19 protein-coding genes are annotated in these 15,593 nt (G+C 64.8%); all 19 read right to left on the bottom strand.

From position 1 onward, the window contains the following. Positions 1–470, bottom strand: a 470-nt coding sequence (locus JDO7802_RS13780; RefSeq protein ID WP_245624196.1) for a TrbG/VirB9 family P-type conjugative transfer protein, incomplete at its 3' end; no start/stop codon positions are given. 8 nt (positions 471–478) lie between these two features. Then, a complete protein-coding gene (trbF, locus tag JDO7802_RS13775; RefSeq protein WP_144430621.1) occupies positions 479–1,168 on the bottom strand; it encodes a conjugal transfer protein TrbF in 690 nt (229 codons plus the stop codon). Then, entirely contained in the window at positions 1,162–2,451 is a 1,290-nt protein-coding gene (trbL, locus tag JDO7802_RS13770; protein ID WP_055086482.1) for a P-type conjugative transfer protein TrbL, read from the bottom strand. The genes trbF and trbL overlap by 7 nt, the downstream gene beginning before the upstream one ends. A 3-nt stretch (positions 2,452–2,454) precedes the next feature. Then, complete coding sequence (trbK-alt, locus tag JDO7802_RS13765; protein WP_055086479.1) at positions 2,455–2,733, bottom strand: putative entry exclusion protein TrbK-alt; 279 nt, start codon at positions 2,731–2,733, stop codon at positions 2,455–2,457. A 6-nt stretch (positions 2,734–2,739) separates the two neighbouring features. Continuing rightward, a complete protein-coding gene (gene trbJ, locus JDO7802_RS13760; RefSeq protein WP_055086478.1) occupies positions 2,740–3,519 on the bottom strand; it encodes a P-type conjugative transfer protein TrbJ in 780 nt (259 codons plus the stop codon). Further along, entirely contained in the window at positions 3,497–5,995 is a 2,499-nt protein-coding gene (gene trbE / locus JDO7802_RS13755) for a conjugal transfer protein TrbE (protein WP_083481172.1), read from the bottom strand. The genes trbJ and trbE overlap by 23 nt, the downstream gene beginning before the upstream one ends. 4 nt (positions 5,996–5,999) lie before the next feature. After that, entirely contained in the window at positions 6,000–6,269 is a 270-nt protein-coding gene (locus JDO7802_RS13750) for a VirB3 family type IV secretion system protein (RefSeq protein WP_055086476.1), read from the bottom strand. Then, positions 6,266–6,601 carry a TrbC/VirB2 family type IV secretion system protein gene (locus JDO7802_RS13745; RefSeq protein ID WP_055086474.1) on the bottom strand — a complete coding sequence of 112 codons (336 nt, stop codon included), beginning with the start codon at positions 6,599–6,601 and terminating at the stop codon, positions 6,266–6,268. Before JDO7802_RS13745 ends, JDO7802_RS13750 begins: the two co-directional genes overlap by 4 nt. After that, positions 6,598–7,533, bottom strand: a complete 936-nt coding sequence (gene trbB, locus JDO7802_RS13740; protein WP_222836421.1) for a P-type conjugative transfer ATPase TrbB — start codon at positions 7,531–7,533, stop codon at positions 6,598–6,600. The genes JDO7802_RS13745 and trbB overlap by 4 nt, the downstream gene beginning before the upstream one ends. 183 nt (positions 7,534–7,716) lie before the next feature. Next, positions 7,717–8,145, bottom strand: a complete 429-nt coding sequence (locus JDO7802_RS13735; RefSeq protein WP_055086470.1) for a ribbon-helix-helix domain-containing protein — start codon at positions 8,143–8,145, stop codon at positions 7,717–7,719. A gap of 3 nt (positions 8,146–8,148) precedes the next feature. Then, entirely contained in the window at positions 8,149–10,143 is a 1,995-nt protein-coding gene (locus JDO7802_RS13730) for a conjugal transfer protein TraG (protein WP_055086468.1), read from the bottom strand. A 14-nt stretch (positions 10,144–10,157) separates the two neighbouring features. Further along, positions 10,158–11,912 (bottom strand): relaxase/mobilization nuclease domain-containing protein, encoded by a 1,755-nt coding sequence (locus JDO7802_RS13725; RefSeq protein ID WP_055086465.1) that lies wholly within the window; start codon positions 11,910–11,912, stop codon positions 10,158–10,160. A gap of 247 nt (positions 11,913–12,159) precedes the next feature. After that, positions 12,160–12,909, bottom strand: a complete 750-nt coding sequence (locus tag JDO7802_RS13720) for a lytic transglycosylase domain-containing protein (RefSeq protein WP_055086463.1) — start codon at positions 12,907–12,909, stop codon at positions 12,160–12,162. A gap of 4 nt (positions 12,910–12,913) precedes the next feature. After that, a complete protein-coding gene (locus JDO7802_RS13715) occupies positions 12,914–13,426 on the bottom strand; it encodes a S26 family signal peptidase (protein WP_055086461.1) in 513 nt (170 codons plus the stop codon). Next, a complete protein-coding gene (locus tag JDO7802_RS13710) occupies positions 13,423–13,887 on the bottom strand; it encodes a DUF2840 domain-containing protein (protein ID WP_055086459.1) in 465 nt (154 codons plus the stop codon). Before JDO7802_RS13710 ends, JDO7802_RS13715 begins: the two co-directional genes overlap by 4 nt. Continuing rightward, positions 13,884–14,168 carry a helix-turn-helix transcriptional regulator gene (locus tag JDO7802_RS13705; protein WP_055086457.1) on the bottom strand — a complete coding sequence of 95 codons (285 nt, stop codon included), beginning with the start codon at positions 14,166–14,168 and terminating at the stop codon, positions 13,884–13,886. Before JDO7802_RS13705 ends, JDO7802_RS13710 begins: the two co-directional genes overlap by 4 nt. Before the next feature lie 176 nt (positions 14,169–14,344). After that, positions 14,345–14,818, bottom strand: a complete 474-nt coding sequence (locus JDO7802_RS13700) for a DUF2285 domain-containing protein (RefSeq protein WP_055086455.1) — start codon at positions 14,816–14,818, stop codon at positions 14,345–14,347. A gap of 88 nt (positions 14,819–14,906) precedes the next feature. Then, a complete protein-coding gene (locus JDO7802_RS18855) occupies positions 14,907–15,077 on the bottom strand; it encodes a transcriptional regulator domain-containing protein (RefSeq protein WP_222836408.1) in 171 nt (56 codons plus the stop codon). Between the two features lie 138 nt (positions 15,078–15,215). Next, complete coding sequence (locus JDO7802_RS13695) at positions 15,216–15,488, bottom strand: DNA -binding domain-containing protein (RefSeq protein ID WP_055086453.1); 273 nt, start codon at positions 15,486–15,488, stop codon at positions 15,216–15,218. Between the last annotated feature and the right edge of the window lie 105 nt (positions 15,489–15,593).

Below are 15,593 nucleotides of genomic sequence, written 5' to 3'. Positions count from 1 at the left end.
CGGTTATCGCCGGACCCGCTTTCTGTATCGCCGATGATCCAGCGCGCGGTGTCACCCGCCGCGATTGGGCCGGACCCGACGAGGCTCTCACCCGCCTGTAGCGCGATGTCCGTGACCTGGCCGGGAGAGGTGTAGAGCTGATAGAGCGCGCCGGAGCTGTAGGGATAGAGCTGGACGGCGTTGATGAAGCCATCTCGGACTGGTTCGATCCGGGCAGCGGCGTTGGCGTTGGTCACCCGCTCGGTCGGTTCCTCCGCTTCTGCCGGACGATCATCAGCATCGATCCGCATGAGCTGGCCTGGCAGCGGTAGAGGCTCCGGTGTCTCAACGATCCGAACAGGCAGCGCCGGTTCCGCGACCAGCGTTGCGGCGACCGGATCGTCGTAGCTGATCTCGGGCGGTTTGAATGTGGCGCACCCGGCTAGCATCGTGCCGGCGAGAAGTGTTGTGATCGAAAGTTTGGCTGACACTCGGTGTCTCATTGGGCGTTCTCCCGTGACCAGTTGATGGCGTGGACGAAGACGCCGAGGGGATTCTTGCGGAGGCGGTCGGCATCGCGGGGCGGCTGGATGACGACGCTGAGGATGCCGGTCCAGCGTTCGGTGCCTGAGAGCTGGCCGTTCACATAGCGGCGTTCCGTCCAGGCGACGCGGAAGCTGGAATCCGACGCGCGGATGACGCTCGAGATCTCGGCGGTGACCTGCACCTCACCAACGCGGGCGAAGGGGTCGTTCTCGCGGGCGAAATCATTGAGCGCGACGGAGCCGCGATCCGTTGTGAAATCGTAAGCCCTGAGCCAGTTCTGCCGGAGCACAATCGGATCGGCGGGAACCTGTCGGACGTTCTCGATGAAGCGCGCGAGGTGGAAGGCGATCTGCGGATCGGTCGGGCGGTAATTGGCGGTCGCGGGGGCGACGGCCTGGGCGGCGCCGAGCCGGTCGACCTCGACCACGTAGGGAACGATGGTGCCCTGGGTGGACTGCCAGACCAGAGCAAGACCGAAGGTCGCGGTCGTGGCGAGGCACCCGATGGCCATGAGGCGCCAGTTTCGCGCCTGGACGCGAGCCGAGCCCATGCGCTCGTCCCAGACCTGCGCGGCCTTCTGGTAGGGGGTCACCGGTTCCGGGGTCTTGGCGTATCGCACGCTGGGTCGCTTGAATCTCATGATCTCTCCGAAAGGCTGATGGCCGTGCCCGCGCCGCCGCCATCGCCGGAGCGGATGGCGTGAGCGGCGACGGCGGTGCCGTGTTGCAAGCTCTGCTGGCGTTTCATCCGGCGCGCCCAGGCCGGCGGTCCGTCATTGGCTGGGGTCGGCATGGAAGACGGGGAATTGCTGAACTTGCCGCCAGTGGCTTCGAAAGCTGCGCGTGAACCTGAGCGGTAGCTGTCGCCAACGGCGCGCTTGAGCGGGCTGACGGCAGCCGAGATCCCGGCCTGACTGACCGCGGCCATACCGCTCGCAGCTTTCCCGGCCTTGCTCGTTCCGGACGCCGCGCCGATCTGAAAAGCTGTCGAAGCACCACCTGCGACAGCCGAGCCACCGCGCAGGGCCGCGCCACCAGCGGTCCCGGCCCTCTTCGCGCCCGCGAGACCGCCCGCGACCACGCCGCCTGCCGCGAGGCCCGCACCCACCGCCGCGCCTGCGCCGAGCTGCGGCCCGCCCGACACGATACCGTTGGCGATGCCGGGGCCGAAGATGCCGAGGGCGAGGAGCGACAGGGCTGCGAGGACGACGGCCATCGCATCCTCGATGGTCGGCTCTCCAGTGAACCCGGCGGTGAATTCGCCGAAGATGGTCGAGCCGATGCCGACGATGACGGCGAGCACGAGTACCTTGACGCCCGAGGAGACGACGAGACCAAGAACGCGTTCGGCCATGAAGGCCGTCTTGTTGAAGAGCCCGAAAGGCACGAGGATGAAGCCCGCGAGCGTCGCCAGCTTGAACTCGATCAGGGTGACGAAGAGTTGGATGGCGAGGATGAAGAAAGAGAGCAGAACCACGATCCAGGCGAAGAGCAGGATCGAGATCTGGATAAAGTTCTCGAAGAAGGAGACAAAGCCCATCAGGTCGGCGATGGATCCGAGGATCGGTTGCCCGGCTTCGAGCCCGACGGCGGCAATGCGTCCGGGCTGCAGAAGTTCGCCCGCGCCGATCGCGCCGCCGGTGGCGACGAGGCCCAGCCCTGCGAAGCTCTCGAAGACGATGCGTGCGAGCGTGTTCCAGTTGCTGATGATGTAGGCGAACACGCCCACGAAGAGCGTTTTCTTCACGAGCCGCCCGATGATGTCGTCATCCGCGCCCCAGGCCCAGAAAAGAGCGGCAAGCGTGACATCGATGACGATGAGCGTGGTCGCGAGGAAGGCGACGTCCCCGCCGAGCAGGCCGAACCCGCTGTCGATATAGGTCGTGAAAACCTCAAGGAACCGATCGATGACGCCGACGCCGTCCATGGCCTAGTCCGTTTCCGGATCGTTGGCGGATGTGCCGAAGAAGCGGCGGCGGTTCTCCTCCCAGGCGGCCTGACACTCGGTGTCGGCTTCCAGCGCTTCCGAGGTGAGCGTGCGGCAGCGCTGCAAAGTTTCGCGCAACGGATCGTCCGAAACCACCGCCGCCGGTTCGGCCGCACGCTCCTCTTCAAGGGCGCGCTGGAGTTCCATCGCCGCCATGAGCGCGGCAACGGCGCCCAAGGCGATGGCGCTGGCTTTCAGCGTGGTCTCGGCGGTCAGTTTCATTGCGGCCTACCGGAACATCCGCACTGTGGTCGGCTCGTAACCGGAGCCGTAGTCGAGAAAGCGGTCGAGGTTCTCGCGCGCTTGCGCTTCGGCCGTCGCGACGCGCGCCGCTTCGAGCGATTGCGCGCGGTTCTGCGCGGCGATCGCGGCGGTCAGATCGGAGATCTGCTGGCTCTGCAGCGCGAGCAGCTGATTGCCGGCCTGGGTCGCTTGCAATGCCCCCATCGCGGCCTGGCTGCGGCCGACAAGCGTCTGCATCTCGGCGCGGGCGGTCTCGATGTTCTCGACGACACCGGCTTGGACCTTGAGTGCGTCCTCGAACCCGGCGACCGAGGTCCGCCAGCGGTCCTGTGCGCCCGCGATCATGTCGTCGAAATCACCCCGCGCGGCGGCCGCGCCGTAATCCTGCGCGAAGGCCTCGTCGATCGTCGCCACATCATGGGCGATGCGCTGCGCCTGACCCAAAAGTTGCTGGGTCTGTTGCACGGAAGATTGCAGTTGCGAGAGCGAGGAATACGGCAGGCTTGCGAGATTGCGGGCCTGATTGACCAGCATCTGCGCTTCGTTCTGGAGCTGCGCGATCTGGTTGTTGATCTGCTCCAGTGTGCGCGCGGCGGTTAGCAGGTTCTCGGCGTGGTTGGTCGGGTCGTAGACGATCCCGCCGAACCCGCCGCCGAAGAATGCGTGGGCGGGCGGTGCCGTGGCTGGGGCCATCGCGACCGCGCTCGACAGTAACAGGGCTGCGGCGGCGCGCCCTGCCAGTTTACGTGTCTTGGTCTTGAACATCAGTCTTCTCCTTGTGGTTGTTGGCTTCTGGGGTGGGGAATGGGGTGGCCTTGATCACGGCATCGGAGGGACCGAGCAGTTCGGCGGCCCAGCCGAGATCGCGCCGGGCGAGCCAGGCGGCGGCGAAGCCGTCTCGCCCGTGCTCTTCGAAGATCGCGTCGATGGCGGCGTGGTCGGCTTTGGAGGAAGCCGCCGTGAAGGCGAGCGCGATCTCGCCCAGACCGAGCGCGAAGAGCCGATTGCCGGGGCGCGACTGGCAGTAATAGTCACGCTTGGGCGTCGCCCTCGCGATGATCTCGATCTGACGGTCGTTGAGCCCGAAGCTGCGATAGGTTGCGGCGATCTGCGGCTCGAAGGCGCGCTCGTTGGGCAGGAAGATGCGGGTCGGGCAGCTCTCGATGATGGCAGGAGCGATGTCGGAGCCGTCGATATCGGCGAGCGATTGGGTGGCGAAGACGACGGAGGCGTTCTTCTTGCGGAGTGTCTTCAACCATTCGCGCAGCTGCGCGCCGAAGGTCGCGTCGTCGAGCGCGAGCCAGCCCTCGTCGACGATGATGAGGCTCGGCCGTCCATCGAGCCGGGCCTCAATCTGGTGGAAGAGATAGGCGAGAACGGCAGGCGCAGCGGCGGAGCCGATCAGGCCCTCGGTTTCGAAGGCCTGGAAGTCGGCCGTCCCGAGCGCCTCGCTCTCGGCGTCGAGCAAGCGACCGAACGGACCGCCAAGGCAGAATGGCGCCAGCGCGCGCTTCAGATCGTTCGATTGCAGGAGCACCGAGAGGCCGGTCAGCGTGCGCTCCTCGACCGGGGCCGATGCGAGCGAGGTCAACGCCGACCAGAGATGATCCCGCGCCACCGGGTCGATGGTGACGCCTTCGCGGGCCAAAAGCCCGGCGAGCCAGTCCTGCGCCCAACTGCGTTCGGCCGCGTCGTCGATCCGCGCGAGCGGTTGCAGCTGGACCGCGTCGTCTTCGTCGGACAGCGCGAGGCCGAGATCCTCCCAATCGCCGCCGCAGGCCATCGTCGCGCAGCGGATCGAACCGCCGAAATCGAACGCGAAGATCTGGGCGTCCGCATAGCGCCGGAATTGCAGCGCCATGAGCGAGAGCAGCACGGATTTGCCCGCGCCGGTCGGACCGACCATGAGCGTGTGGCCGACATCGCCGACATGGGTCGAGAAGCGAAACGGTGTCGCCCCTTGCGTCTCGGCATAGAAGAGCGGCGGGCCGTCCAGATGGTCGTTCCGCTGCGGCCCGGCCCAGACCGCCGATATCGGGATCATATGGGCGAGATTGAGCGTCGAGATCGGCGGTTGGCGGACATTGGCGTAGAGATGCCCGGGCAGCGAGCCGAGCCAGGCCTCGATGGCGTTCAGCGTCTCCGGGATGCAGGTGAAGTCGCGACCCTGCACGACCTTCTCGGCGAGCTTGATCTTGGCGTCCGCTGCGCGCTCGTCTTCGTCCCAGACGGTGATGCTTGCGGTGACATAGGCCGCGCCGACGATATCGCTTCCCAGCTCTTGTAGCGCTTCGTCTGCATCGAGCGCTTTGTTGTCGGCGTCCGAGTCCAGAAGCGTCGAGGATTCGTTGGTCATCACCTCCTTGAGGATCGCGGCGACCGATTTGCGCTTGGCGAACCATTGGCGGCGGATGCGGGTGAAGAGCTTGGTCGCGTCAGTCTTGTCGAGACAGATGGCGCGCGTTGCCCAGCGATACTCGAAAGCCTGCGCGTTGAGCTCGTCGAGCAGGCCGGGCCAGGTCGAGGTCGGAAACCCGACGATGGACAGCGTGCGCAAATGCGCGTTGCCGAGCTTCGGAGCTAGACCGGCGACCAACGGCTCGTCGGCGAGATATCCGTCCAGATGCATCGGGGTTTCGGGGACGCGGACGGCTTGCCGCCGCGTCGAGATCGTCGAATGCATGTAAGAGAGGGTGTCCTCGTCGGTGAGCCAAGCGGCTTCCGGCATGAATCCTTCGAAGAGGTCGAGCAGCCGATCGCTGCGGGACCGAAACGCGGCGAGATGCTCGCGCGGGTTTGCACCCTTGCTCGGTGCATCCTCGAACAGCCATCCGCTGGCGCGGCTTGTGTCGTCCGCAGGCGGCATCCAAGTCAGCGTCAGGAAATAGCGGCTCTCATAGTGGGATGACGCTTCCTCGAATTGCGCGCGGCGCTCTGCATCGACCAGCGCCGAGACCGGATCAGGAAACTCGGAGAGCGGATACTCGCGTGCCGGGATGCGCTGTGCTTCGACGAACACGGCCCAGCCCGACCCCAGACGTCGAAGCGCGCTGTTGAGGCGGGCCGCGGTCGAGACCAATTCCGATGGCGTCGCGGAGTCGAGGTCCGGTCCCCGGAAGGCTGCCGTCCGCTGGAAGCTGCCATCCTTGTTGAGGATGACGCCGTCAGCAATCAGCGCGGCCCAAGGCAGGAAATCCGACAGCAGCGCGGCTTTGGAACGGTATTCGGCGAGGCGCATCATCGGGTCACACCCCCATCCAGGTCGGATAACGGAGGTGGCGGCGCGCGACGTCTGCGATCTGCGCGTCATGCTTGGCAGCATAGACCGCGAGCATGTGGCCGATGGCCCAAAGAACGAGCCCGACGAGCCAGAGGCGGAGGCCCAGACCCACGGCTGCCGCTATGGTGCCGTTGGCGATCGCGATGGTTCGCGGTGCGCCGCCCAGGAGGATCGGCTCAGTCAGTGCGCGATGCACGGGCGCGGTGAAGCCGGGAATATCGGTCGGATCGCTCATACGAGGACGCCGCCGCCGAAGGAGAAGAAGGACAGGAAGAAGCTCGATGCGGCGAACGCGATCGACAGACCGCAGACGATCTGCACGAGCCGACGCGCGCCACCCGAGGTGTCGCCGAAAGCGAGCGTCAGACCGGTGATGATGATGATCATGACCGCGACGATCTTGGCGACCGGGCCTTCGATGGATTCGAGGATCGCCTGAAGTGGGGCTTCCCAGGGCATGCCCGACCCCGCGGCCTCGGCTTGTCCTGCGGCGAGGAGGAAACCGATCGCGGCGGCGCTGACATAGATGGGCCAGCGGGGATAGAGGAGATTGAGTCGGGTGGTCATGTGGCGGGTCCTTTCGGGTTGGGGAGAAGGGATTGGAGCGCGTAGTCGGCTTGGTCGGTGAGGCCCGTGACGCGCGCTAGGTCCGCGAGGCGGCGATCGCTGCCGCGTCCTTGCAGGACGGCGAGCACGTCGATGGTCTCCGCGATTAGCGCACGCGGGACGGTGACGACGGCTTCCTGGATGAGCTGTTCGAGGCGGCGCAGCGCGCCGATGGCCGAGCCCGCGTGGATGGTGCCGATCCCGCCCGGATGGCCGGTTCCCCAGGCTTTGAGAAGATCGAGGGCTTCGGACCCGCGCACCTCACCGATGGGGATGCGATCCGGGCGCAGGCGAAGAGACGAGCGGACGAGATCAGACAGCGTCGCGACGCCGTCCTTGGTGCGCAGGGCGACCAGATTCGGCGTTGTGCATTGGAGCTCGCGCGTGTCCTCGATCAAGACGACGCGATCGGAGGTCTTGGCCACTTCGGCCAGCAGCGCATTGGTGAGTGTCGTCTTGCCCGTGGATGTGCCGCCTGCGACGAGGATATTGGCTCGGGATGCGACGGCTTCGCGCAATGCACCGGCTGCGGCGGAGTCCATGATCCCGGCGCGGACATAATCGTCTAGCGTGAAGACGGCGACGGCGGGCTTGCGGATCGCGAACGTGGGCGCGGCGACGACCGGAGGGAGCAATCCCTCGAAGCGTTCGCCGGTTCTGGGTAGCTCGGCGGATACTCGCGGCGCGTCCGCATGGACTTCGGCTCCCACATGATGGGCGACGAGGCGAACGATCCGCTCGCCATCGTCGGCGGTAAGCGTGGCGCCCGTATCGCAGAGACCCTCGCCGAGCCGGTCGACCCAGAGGCGTCCGCATGGATTGAGCATCACTTCGACGACGGCGTCCTCGTCGAGCCAGGCGGCGATATCGGCGCCGAGCGCTGTGCGGAGCATGCGGGAACCGCGCTCGATCGCTGCTGATTTAAGAGTGTGGACGGTCATTCGCGGCCCCGCATCTGGTTACGGGGTCGATCAAGAAGACCGTTAAATGGTCAGTCGCAACAGGTTTGACGGGGTAGTAGTGCGGTGGCGTAGAGAGGCAGGGACAAGCGCATTTCGCATGAAGTCGCGATGGCGTCAGACGGTGGATGTTCGCTCGCGGATGTCCTCCGAGACTTCCTTGGTGAGCGTTTTCCCCTTTGCGATTCGCCGCCCGAGCGCTTCTACGAACCCGTCATAACGCTCCTTGCCCGAGGCCTGTGCGGCCTCGCGCATCTCATCCGGCAGCGGCGGCGTGGTGGTCAGCCAGAACTTCACGAACAGGGCCATCGCCTCATTGCCGATGGATAGATCGCGTTCCAACCGTTCCACAGCCCGGGTCAGCCGATCCAGACGCCGGACGATCGCAGCCTCGCGCTGATCCGCTCCGTCTGGCGACAGGAAAGTGGCGAGCGCCGCTTCCACGATTTGCGATTTCGAAACCTTCCGCCGCGCGGCCAACGCCTCCAACTCGCCTGATAGAGCCGGGTCGAAATACACGTTCAAGCGCTCCTTCCTCACGGCCATTTCCTAAAGCTCGATCCCGTCATCGGGATCGAGCGAGGCTTGCCGCGCGACGGTGCCAAACCGGTCGCGCATGGCTTTTGCGCGCTGTGCATCGTCTTCCGGCTCGTCATCCAGATCGGCAAACTCGCTCCGTGCTGGCGCTGGCTCAGGCGCGATGTCTTCGTGTTCCGGGAGATCGGGCTGTCGCCGAATGCCGCCGTTGACATCCTCGCTCGACCCCTTCCGTTTTTTGGGCGGGGGCGCAACGATCGGCTCGCGACCGCTCCAATCGTCCGTTATGCTGCCGGCCGCTCCAGCCTGCACATTGCGATCCGGCGGCGGCGCGATCCGTGCCTTGAATTGCGGATCGGTGTAGTAGCGCGCTTTCTCTGCGCGTACCGGCGGCGCGCCGGAGACCAGCACGATCTCGTCCGTTGGCGGGAGCTGCATCATCTCGCCGGGCGTGAGGAGCGGTCGCGCAGTCTCCTGCCGGGAGACCATGAGATGTCCGAGCCATGGGGAGAGCCGATGCCCGGCATAGTTCTTCATCGCCCGCATCTCAGTGGCGGTACCGAGGGCGTCAGACACCCGCTTCGCTGTGCGCTCGTCATTTGTCGCGAAGGCGACACGGACGTGGCAGTTGTCGAGGATCGCATTGTTCTGCCCGTAGGCCTTCTCGATCTGGTTGAGCGATTGCGCGATCAGGAATGCCTTGATCCCATAGCCGGCCATGAAGGCCAGCTGGCTCTCGAAGAAGTCGAGCCGCCCGAGTGCCGGAAACTCGTCGAGCATCAGCAGCATGCGGTGGCTGCGCATGGCGTGCAGATCCTCGGTCAGCCGTCTACCGATCTGATTGAGCACAAGACGGATCAGGGGCTTGGTCCGCGAGATGTCCGATGGCGGGACCACGAGATAGAGCGTTACCGGTCTGTGGCCGGTCACCAAATCGTCGATCCGCCAGTCGCAGCGACGCGTGACCTTGTCGACGACCGGATCGCGATAGAGTCCGAGGAAACTCATCGCCGTCGAGAGCACACCGGAGCGTTCGTTCTCGGACTTGTTCAGAAGCTCGCGCGCGGCCTGCGCGACTACCGGATGCGGGTGATCTCCGAGATGCGGCGTGCGCATCATGGCGGCGAGGGTCGACTCGATCGGGCGCTTCGGATCGGACAGGAAGGCCGCGACGCCGGCGAGCGTCTTGTCCGCTTCGGCATAGAGGACATGCAGGATCGCGCCGACCAAAAGCGAATGGCTGGTCTTCTCCCAATGGTTCCGCCGTTCGAGCAGACCCTCGGGGTCGACCAGGATGTCGGCGACGTTCTGGACGTCGCGCACTTCACTGTCGCCGCGCCGCACTTCGAGCAGCGGATTGTAGGCCGCCGAGGTCGGATCGGTTGGATCGAAGAGCAGCACCCGGCTGAAGCGGGAGCGGTATTTCGCCGTGAGCTGCCAATTCTCACCCTTGATGTCGTGGACGATGGCGGAGCCCGGCCAGGTGAGCAGTGACGGCACAACCAGACCGACACCCTTGCCCGAGCGCGTTGGCGCGAAGCAGAGCACATGCTCGGGTCCGTTGTGGCGGAGATAGCGAGACTGGTAGCGTCCGAGCACCACGCCGTCGTCGACGAATAATCCCGCCTCGCGCATATCTTTCTCGGTCCCCCACCGGGCAGAGCCGTAGGTGGTGACATTGCTCGCTTCACGGGCGCGCAGCACGGAGAGAAAGATCGCGACAGCGACACTAGCAATGCCGCCCGCACCGGCGACGATCGCGCCTTCCATGAAGACGCGCGGCGCATAGGCGTCGTACCAATACCACCAGACGAAGACATTCCACGGCGCGTAGATGGGCAGGCCGAGGATCGTCGTCATCGGGTCACCCAATTCGGACTGAAAGCCGAGCCGGAACGCGACCCATTGCGTCGCCGCCCAGACGAACAGCAGCGCGACGGTCGAGACGATGAGGATCTGACCCCAGAGGATGGCGGTGGCCGGTGATGCGTGCTTCTTCGAGGTCATACGGTTCTCCGGGGTCAGATCGACAGGCCGCGCTTGCGGCCGAGCGACCAGTCGATGCCGCCGCCGGCCGTGACGGTGCCCGAGACGGTCTGGCCGAGATGTTTCTCGAGCTGGGGTTTCCAGGGCACGAGCTCGAACCCCATGCCGTCGTCGATCATGGCAAAGCGGCCCGACGCGAGATCGAGGCGTTGGCGATAGGTCCCCGCAACGGTCTCGCCGTCACCGGACGTTCGGAATGGCAGGCCAGTGTTGTCGGCGATCTTGCTCGCTGCTCTGTCGAGATCGCGCTGGCGCAGTGTCTTGAGTAGATCGCGGTTGAAGGTGACCCGCTGCCCTTGTCGCGTCGCGAGACTCTGTCCTACTAAATGCTCGGCGCGTTTCTCCAATGCGTCGCGGACCTCGGCCCCGAACCCGCTCTGCGCCATCGGCGCACGGGTCTTGGCGAGCGCCAGCCGATCGACCCAGGTCGCACCATCGGCATCGACTTGTTTCTCGAGCGCGATGTCCGACCGCCCGACCAAAGCCAGGCGTCGCGATCCTCCATCATTCCCGGCCCAACTCCGCGTCTCGACGATCCCGTCGATAGGCGTGTCGCCGGTGAGATCGAGATCGCGGAAGCGTAGGTGATGGAGACGCCCATCGACCCCATCGATGATCGCATAGGCTTCGCCGGAGAGTTCATTGTGCAGGCCTCGGTCGACCAGCTTGCCGAGGATGGGAGTGTCCGGCTGTCCTTCGATGGCGAAGTCGGTTTGTGCGCGGGCCTGACCACCCATCGCCCGGTGCATCGTTTTGATGATGTCGCCGCGCACGGCCATTTCGCGCAGCGTCTCTTCCATGCCTGGCTTGAGCTGCCAGACGGACGGCGCGAGCATTTCTGCAAGGCCGAAGCGCTCCAGCGTCTGAGCCCGGCCGATCATGCGGCGGTGTAGCTCTTTGTCCCCGATGTCTGGCGCGCCGGGACGCAGATCGGCGAGGCCCAGACCGTCTTTCGCATAGTCGCGCAGCGCCCGATCAAGCCTCGTCCATCGCTCCGCGCCAATCTCTGCATCGAGACCGGCCGCAATCTCCTTCTCGCTGCGCGGCCCGAGCTCCAGCTCCACAAGCTCTTCGGCCCGGCCCCGCAGACCGCGGCTGATGTAGTCCCGGGAGATAACCAGGTCTTTGCCGTCATCGGCCTTGCCGCAGACCAGGACATGGACATGCGGATTGTCCGTGTTCCAATGATCGACGGCGACCCAATCGAGTTCGGTGCCGAGATCGCGCTCGGCCTGGGCCATGAGGTCGCGAGTGAAGGCGCGCAGATCCTCCATCTGTTCGGCGTCTTCCGGCGAGACGATGAAGCGGAAATGATGACGGTCATCTTCGGTGCTCGCGGCGAAGGCGCGATCGTCGGCCTGGTCGTGCTCCTTGTCGAACATCCCTGCATCTCGGCCGTCCTTGGTGACGCCCTCGCGTTTCAGATAATCGAGATGCTTGGCGAGCGGTGCGGACCGGAACTTCTGACCGCGATGCCGGACGATCCGCGCATTCACGACGACCCGGCGCTGCGTTCGTGCGAGGCCGCGTGAGACTCTGACGAAGCGTCCGCGCCCGAAGGTCGACCGTCCGGCACGACCGCCGCTCGTTCTGAAATGGTTGCCGGTATGCCCCGCCTTCTTCGCGGCGCGCATGACCTGTCCGACGAAGCTCTTCGTGCGCCTGGCCGACGGACCCTTGTCGCGGATACGCCCCGGTGTGATGCGGATGTCGTTATCGTGCTGGCTCACCCTCGTGCCTCCCCAAAATCAGATATGGCACGGTGAAAAGCGCTCATAATCAGAGGGTTAGCTGTGAGTGCAGCACTGCGACCAAATGCGCAGCACGCAAAAACTCCAACAACAACAACGCCGTAGCAGCAATCTGCGCGCGGCCTTTTATCTTGCCCTCCCGTCGTTGATTCCTGCTGCAATCCTCCGTCTGCCGCATTCCATACGAAGCAGCACGACGGAACGGGGCGGAGCCAGATCGCTGCGGTCACCGGTCTGAGTCCCCGGTTCTGGAGACGAAAAGCGGGTTCGGTTGGTGGTCCTGTGAACCGGGCTGGGTCGGGTCATCTGAGATCTGAACATCGACTGGTGTGCGGTCCGAGGCGGCTCTGCGTTGCGTTTCACGCGAAGCTGTGAGGGGCGCAAAAAGCGGGGCAGCTTGCCATCGGTTGGCAGAAACGGTGCGCACCGGCTGCAACGGCGCTGAATCCGAAAAGCCGAGTTCCTGAGAAAGCGCTGCAACGTAGCGGCGCGTTTCACGCGGCAACACGCGCCCGGTCCGCAGGTGCTCGGCATACCGTCCGGGGCCAGCATTATAGGCTGCGAGAAATCCTGGCGCGCCGAACTGATCGTACATCTGGCGCAGATAGGCCGCACCCGCGAGGATGTTCTCGCGGCGGTCGAACGGGTCGGTCCCAAAGCCATGAGCTGCGCGAAGCTCGGCCCAGGTACGAGGCATGATCTGCATCAGGCCCATCGCACCGGCGCTGCTGACGGCGCGCGCATTGCCCGCACTTTCGGCCTGCATGACAGCGCGTATCCAGCGCTCGGGGATGCGAAAGCGTTGCGCAGCTTCGGCAATGTGAGCGTCGACATCGGACATTGGCGCGGTGGTCTCCGTGGAGCGTGAGACCGTGTCCTGTGCGTCAGCGGCGGGCGGGTCGGCGCAGCCGGAAATCGCGATCAGGATCGCGGAAGCGGCGATGAAGCGACGACCGGAAGGGAAAAGGAAGCCCATAGCGTTAGCCTTCCCGCGTCCAGATCGGCACAGCGCGACCGACGATCGTGTCGCGCGGAAGCGGCCCGAAATAACGGCCATCGAGGCTCGCCTCGGTGTCGGGATTGAGGAAGAAGATCTGATCGTCGGTGAGCAGCTGGCAGCCCTGCCAGACGGGCAGCAGGCGGTCGAAACGGTCGCGTGTCTTGGCGGTCGCGACTGTCACGCCGTCGATGCTGACGGTGGCGCCGATACGGCAGACACGCTGCCCGGGAAGTGCGGCGATATGCTTGATGAGCGGGACATCGGCGCCGAGATAACCGTGCTCCAGAAGCCAATCCCCGAGCGGCGAAGGCGGTTCGAGTACGACGAGATCGCCGACATCCGACGTGTCGAGCGGTTGCACTGCGTAGAAACCGATGGGCACGCTGGCCGAGGCGTTCCAGACGAGGATCGGATTGGCGCGGACGATCGCGGAGAATGCAATCAGGGCGATACCGGCGCTTCCGATGAGGAGTGAGGTGCGTCCGCGTTTCATGCCGTCAGCGCCTGTCTTTTGAGCCAGGCGTCATGCTGAAACGGCGTGTAAGGACGCACCTCGAGATTGCAGCCGAGGCGGTTGTGGACGTGCCGCCAATGGTCCGGGCACACCTCTTCCGGCGCGATGCCTTCGGCCTCGATCTGGTCGATGGTGAGCAGCACCGCTTCGACCTTCGGCCAGCCAGAAAGCCGCAGGAGAGACGCGCCTCCGGGCGTGACGAAAGGCACGGTTGAGTAGCGCTCGTCGGGGCTAACGGCTTGCAAGATGTCGACCCGGCTCTCGACCGTGCCGTAGTCGTTCGCGGCCCAGCGAACGAAGGCGAAGACGCTGCCGGGATCGACACTGACAACGCGAACCGAACGACTTTTGATCGTCTCCTGAACGATCCGACCGAAGCTCAGCCAGCGTTCGATACGGCCTTTGATCCATGTGAGTTCGATGGTCGTCCGCCCGCTCATGAGCGCTTCTCGCCACTATAGGCAGGCGAGATCGCCGCGTGCCGCTTGGCGGGAAGGACAGTGTCGTCCGTGTCATCGGAGGTTGAACGCTTCTCTCCGCGACTGACCCAGGCTTGCAGATCTTCGACCGCGTAGACGACACGTCCGCCGATCTTGGAGTAGCGCGGGCCTGTTCCGTAGGTGCGGTGTTTCTCCAGCGTTCTGCCCGACAGTCCGAGAAAGCGGGCGGCTTCGGGGGTTCTGAGATAGCGCGGCGGCAGGCCGGCATTGGCATCGGGCATCGGGGGCTCCTCTGGTCATCGCGGGTCCGTCGCGGGATGCGAGGGACGGCTGATGGACAGAGAAGCGGAGAAGAGCGCCTCAGAGGGATGACGAAGGTTTCGCGAGGAAATCGTCACCCTCTTAGAAGCGTCTGAAATTGGGCAGGCCTGGGCGCCTGCTGTGGCAAGGTGGCGAGCTATCTCCTAGGCGGTTGACTGGCCGTTTTTCCGCGCAACAACTGACGATACCCGTCGCCGGTGAGGACCTGCCCGTAACCTGCAAGACGCGCCACCTGCGCTTTCAGGGCGCTCGTCTTCCACGGTTCGGCGGCGACGCGACGTGCCCCAAAATACGTGACGGCGATGTCGCGCAGGCGCGCTCCACCCTGCTTCGCGTCGGTCGTCCGCAACGCGTACCCGATGCGATGCCGCCGTTGATCTGTGAACCAGGACCGTGGCTTCCGGCCATGCCAGACGGCTCTTAGCCGCTGCGCGGCGTCGACGCGGATCGACCAATCGGAACCGAGCGGGAGGAGCACTCCGAACGGTTTGTCGGAGATCAGAGAGTCATCGGAGACAATGACCAAGCCGGTCTTAAGACAGGCCCAATGTCGGGCCCTTTGCCCGCGCCGCGCTTCGAGGATGATGCGATCAAGCCGGATGGGCGCCATGTGCTGATCGGGGATAGTGGAGACGAAAGCAGTAACGGCGGGCGCACTTGCTGGCGTCCAGTAGAGCCTTGCATCTGTCGCCGAAAGCTCAGGATCGACCGGGAAATCGCAACCCCCAAGTGACCGCCTCCGCGTCGGTCATGGTTGGGAAGGCAGCGCAATAGCGCGGATTGCGCCTCAAACATTCCCAGGCGAGACCGGATGCATCGAGTTCCTTGATGTAATCGTAGTCGGTTTCACTGCGCCAGTTCCGAGACATGACTGCACCTCCAACGAAGACCCGGCGCGTGATAGCCGCCGGTCATCGAAGAGTATTCTCGCGCTAAAGGGGAATTTGTAGGGGGACCAGAGACATATGGCGATGCGCCGACCGCATCACCACACTCGCGGGATCTCGTCAGTTAGCTTGCGAGTGGAGAAGGTCTCGATAGCCGTTCTCGGCCATCCAATGCGCGCGACCAAGGTGACTGTCATGCAATTGTCGGGCGCGCTCAGGCTCATCACTCGCGTCGATCCCGAACAGGATCCGAACGACCTCGTATAGGGATGCCCCGTCCGCCTCCGCATCGAGCAGGCGCGCATAAAGCTTGAGATGCTGGCGGTCATACTCTGTGACAGAACTGCCCGCGGGAGGTCTATCAGCAAAGTCTTCAGTACCCGTTCCTGTCATTTCTGCCCCCCCCCGTGCGCAATGATGCGTTAACGGTTAGTGCCTGATTGTCACCTTGGCTGGCAAGCATCCGACAGTTTAGCGGTCGTTTTCCTGCTTTCGGGT

The organism is Jannaschia donghaensis (assembly GCF_001403795.1).
Taxonomy (GTDB): domain Bacteria; phylum Pseudomonadota; class Alphaproteobacteria; order Rhodobacterales; family Rhodobacteraceae; genus Jannaschia; species Jannaschia donghaensis.
This window is presented reverse-complemented; position numbering and strand designations above follow the sequence as displayed.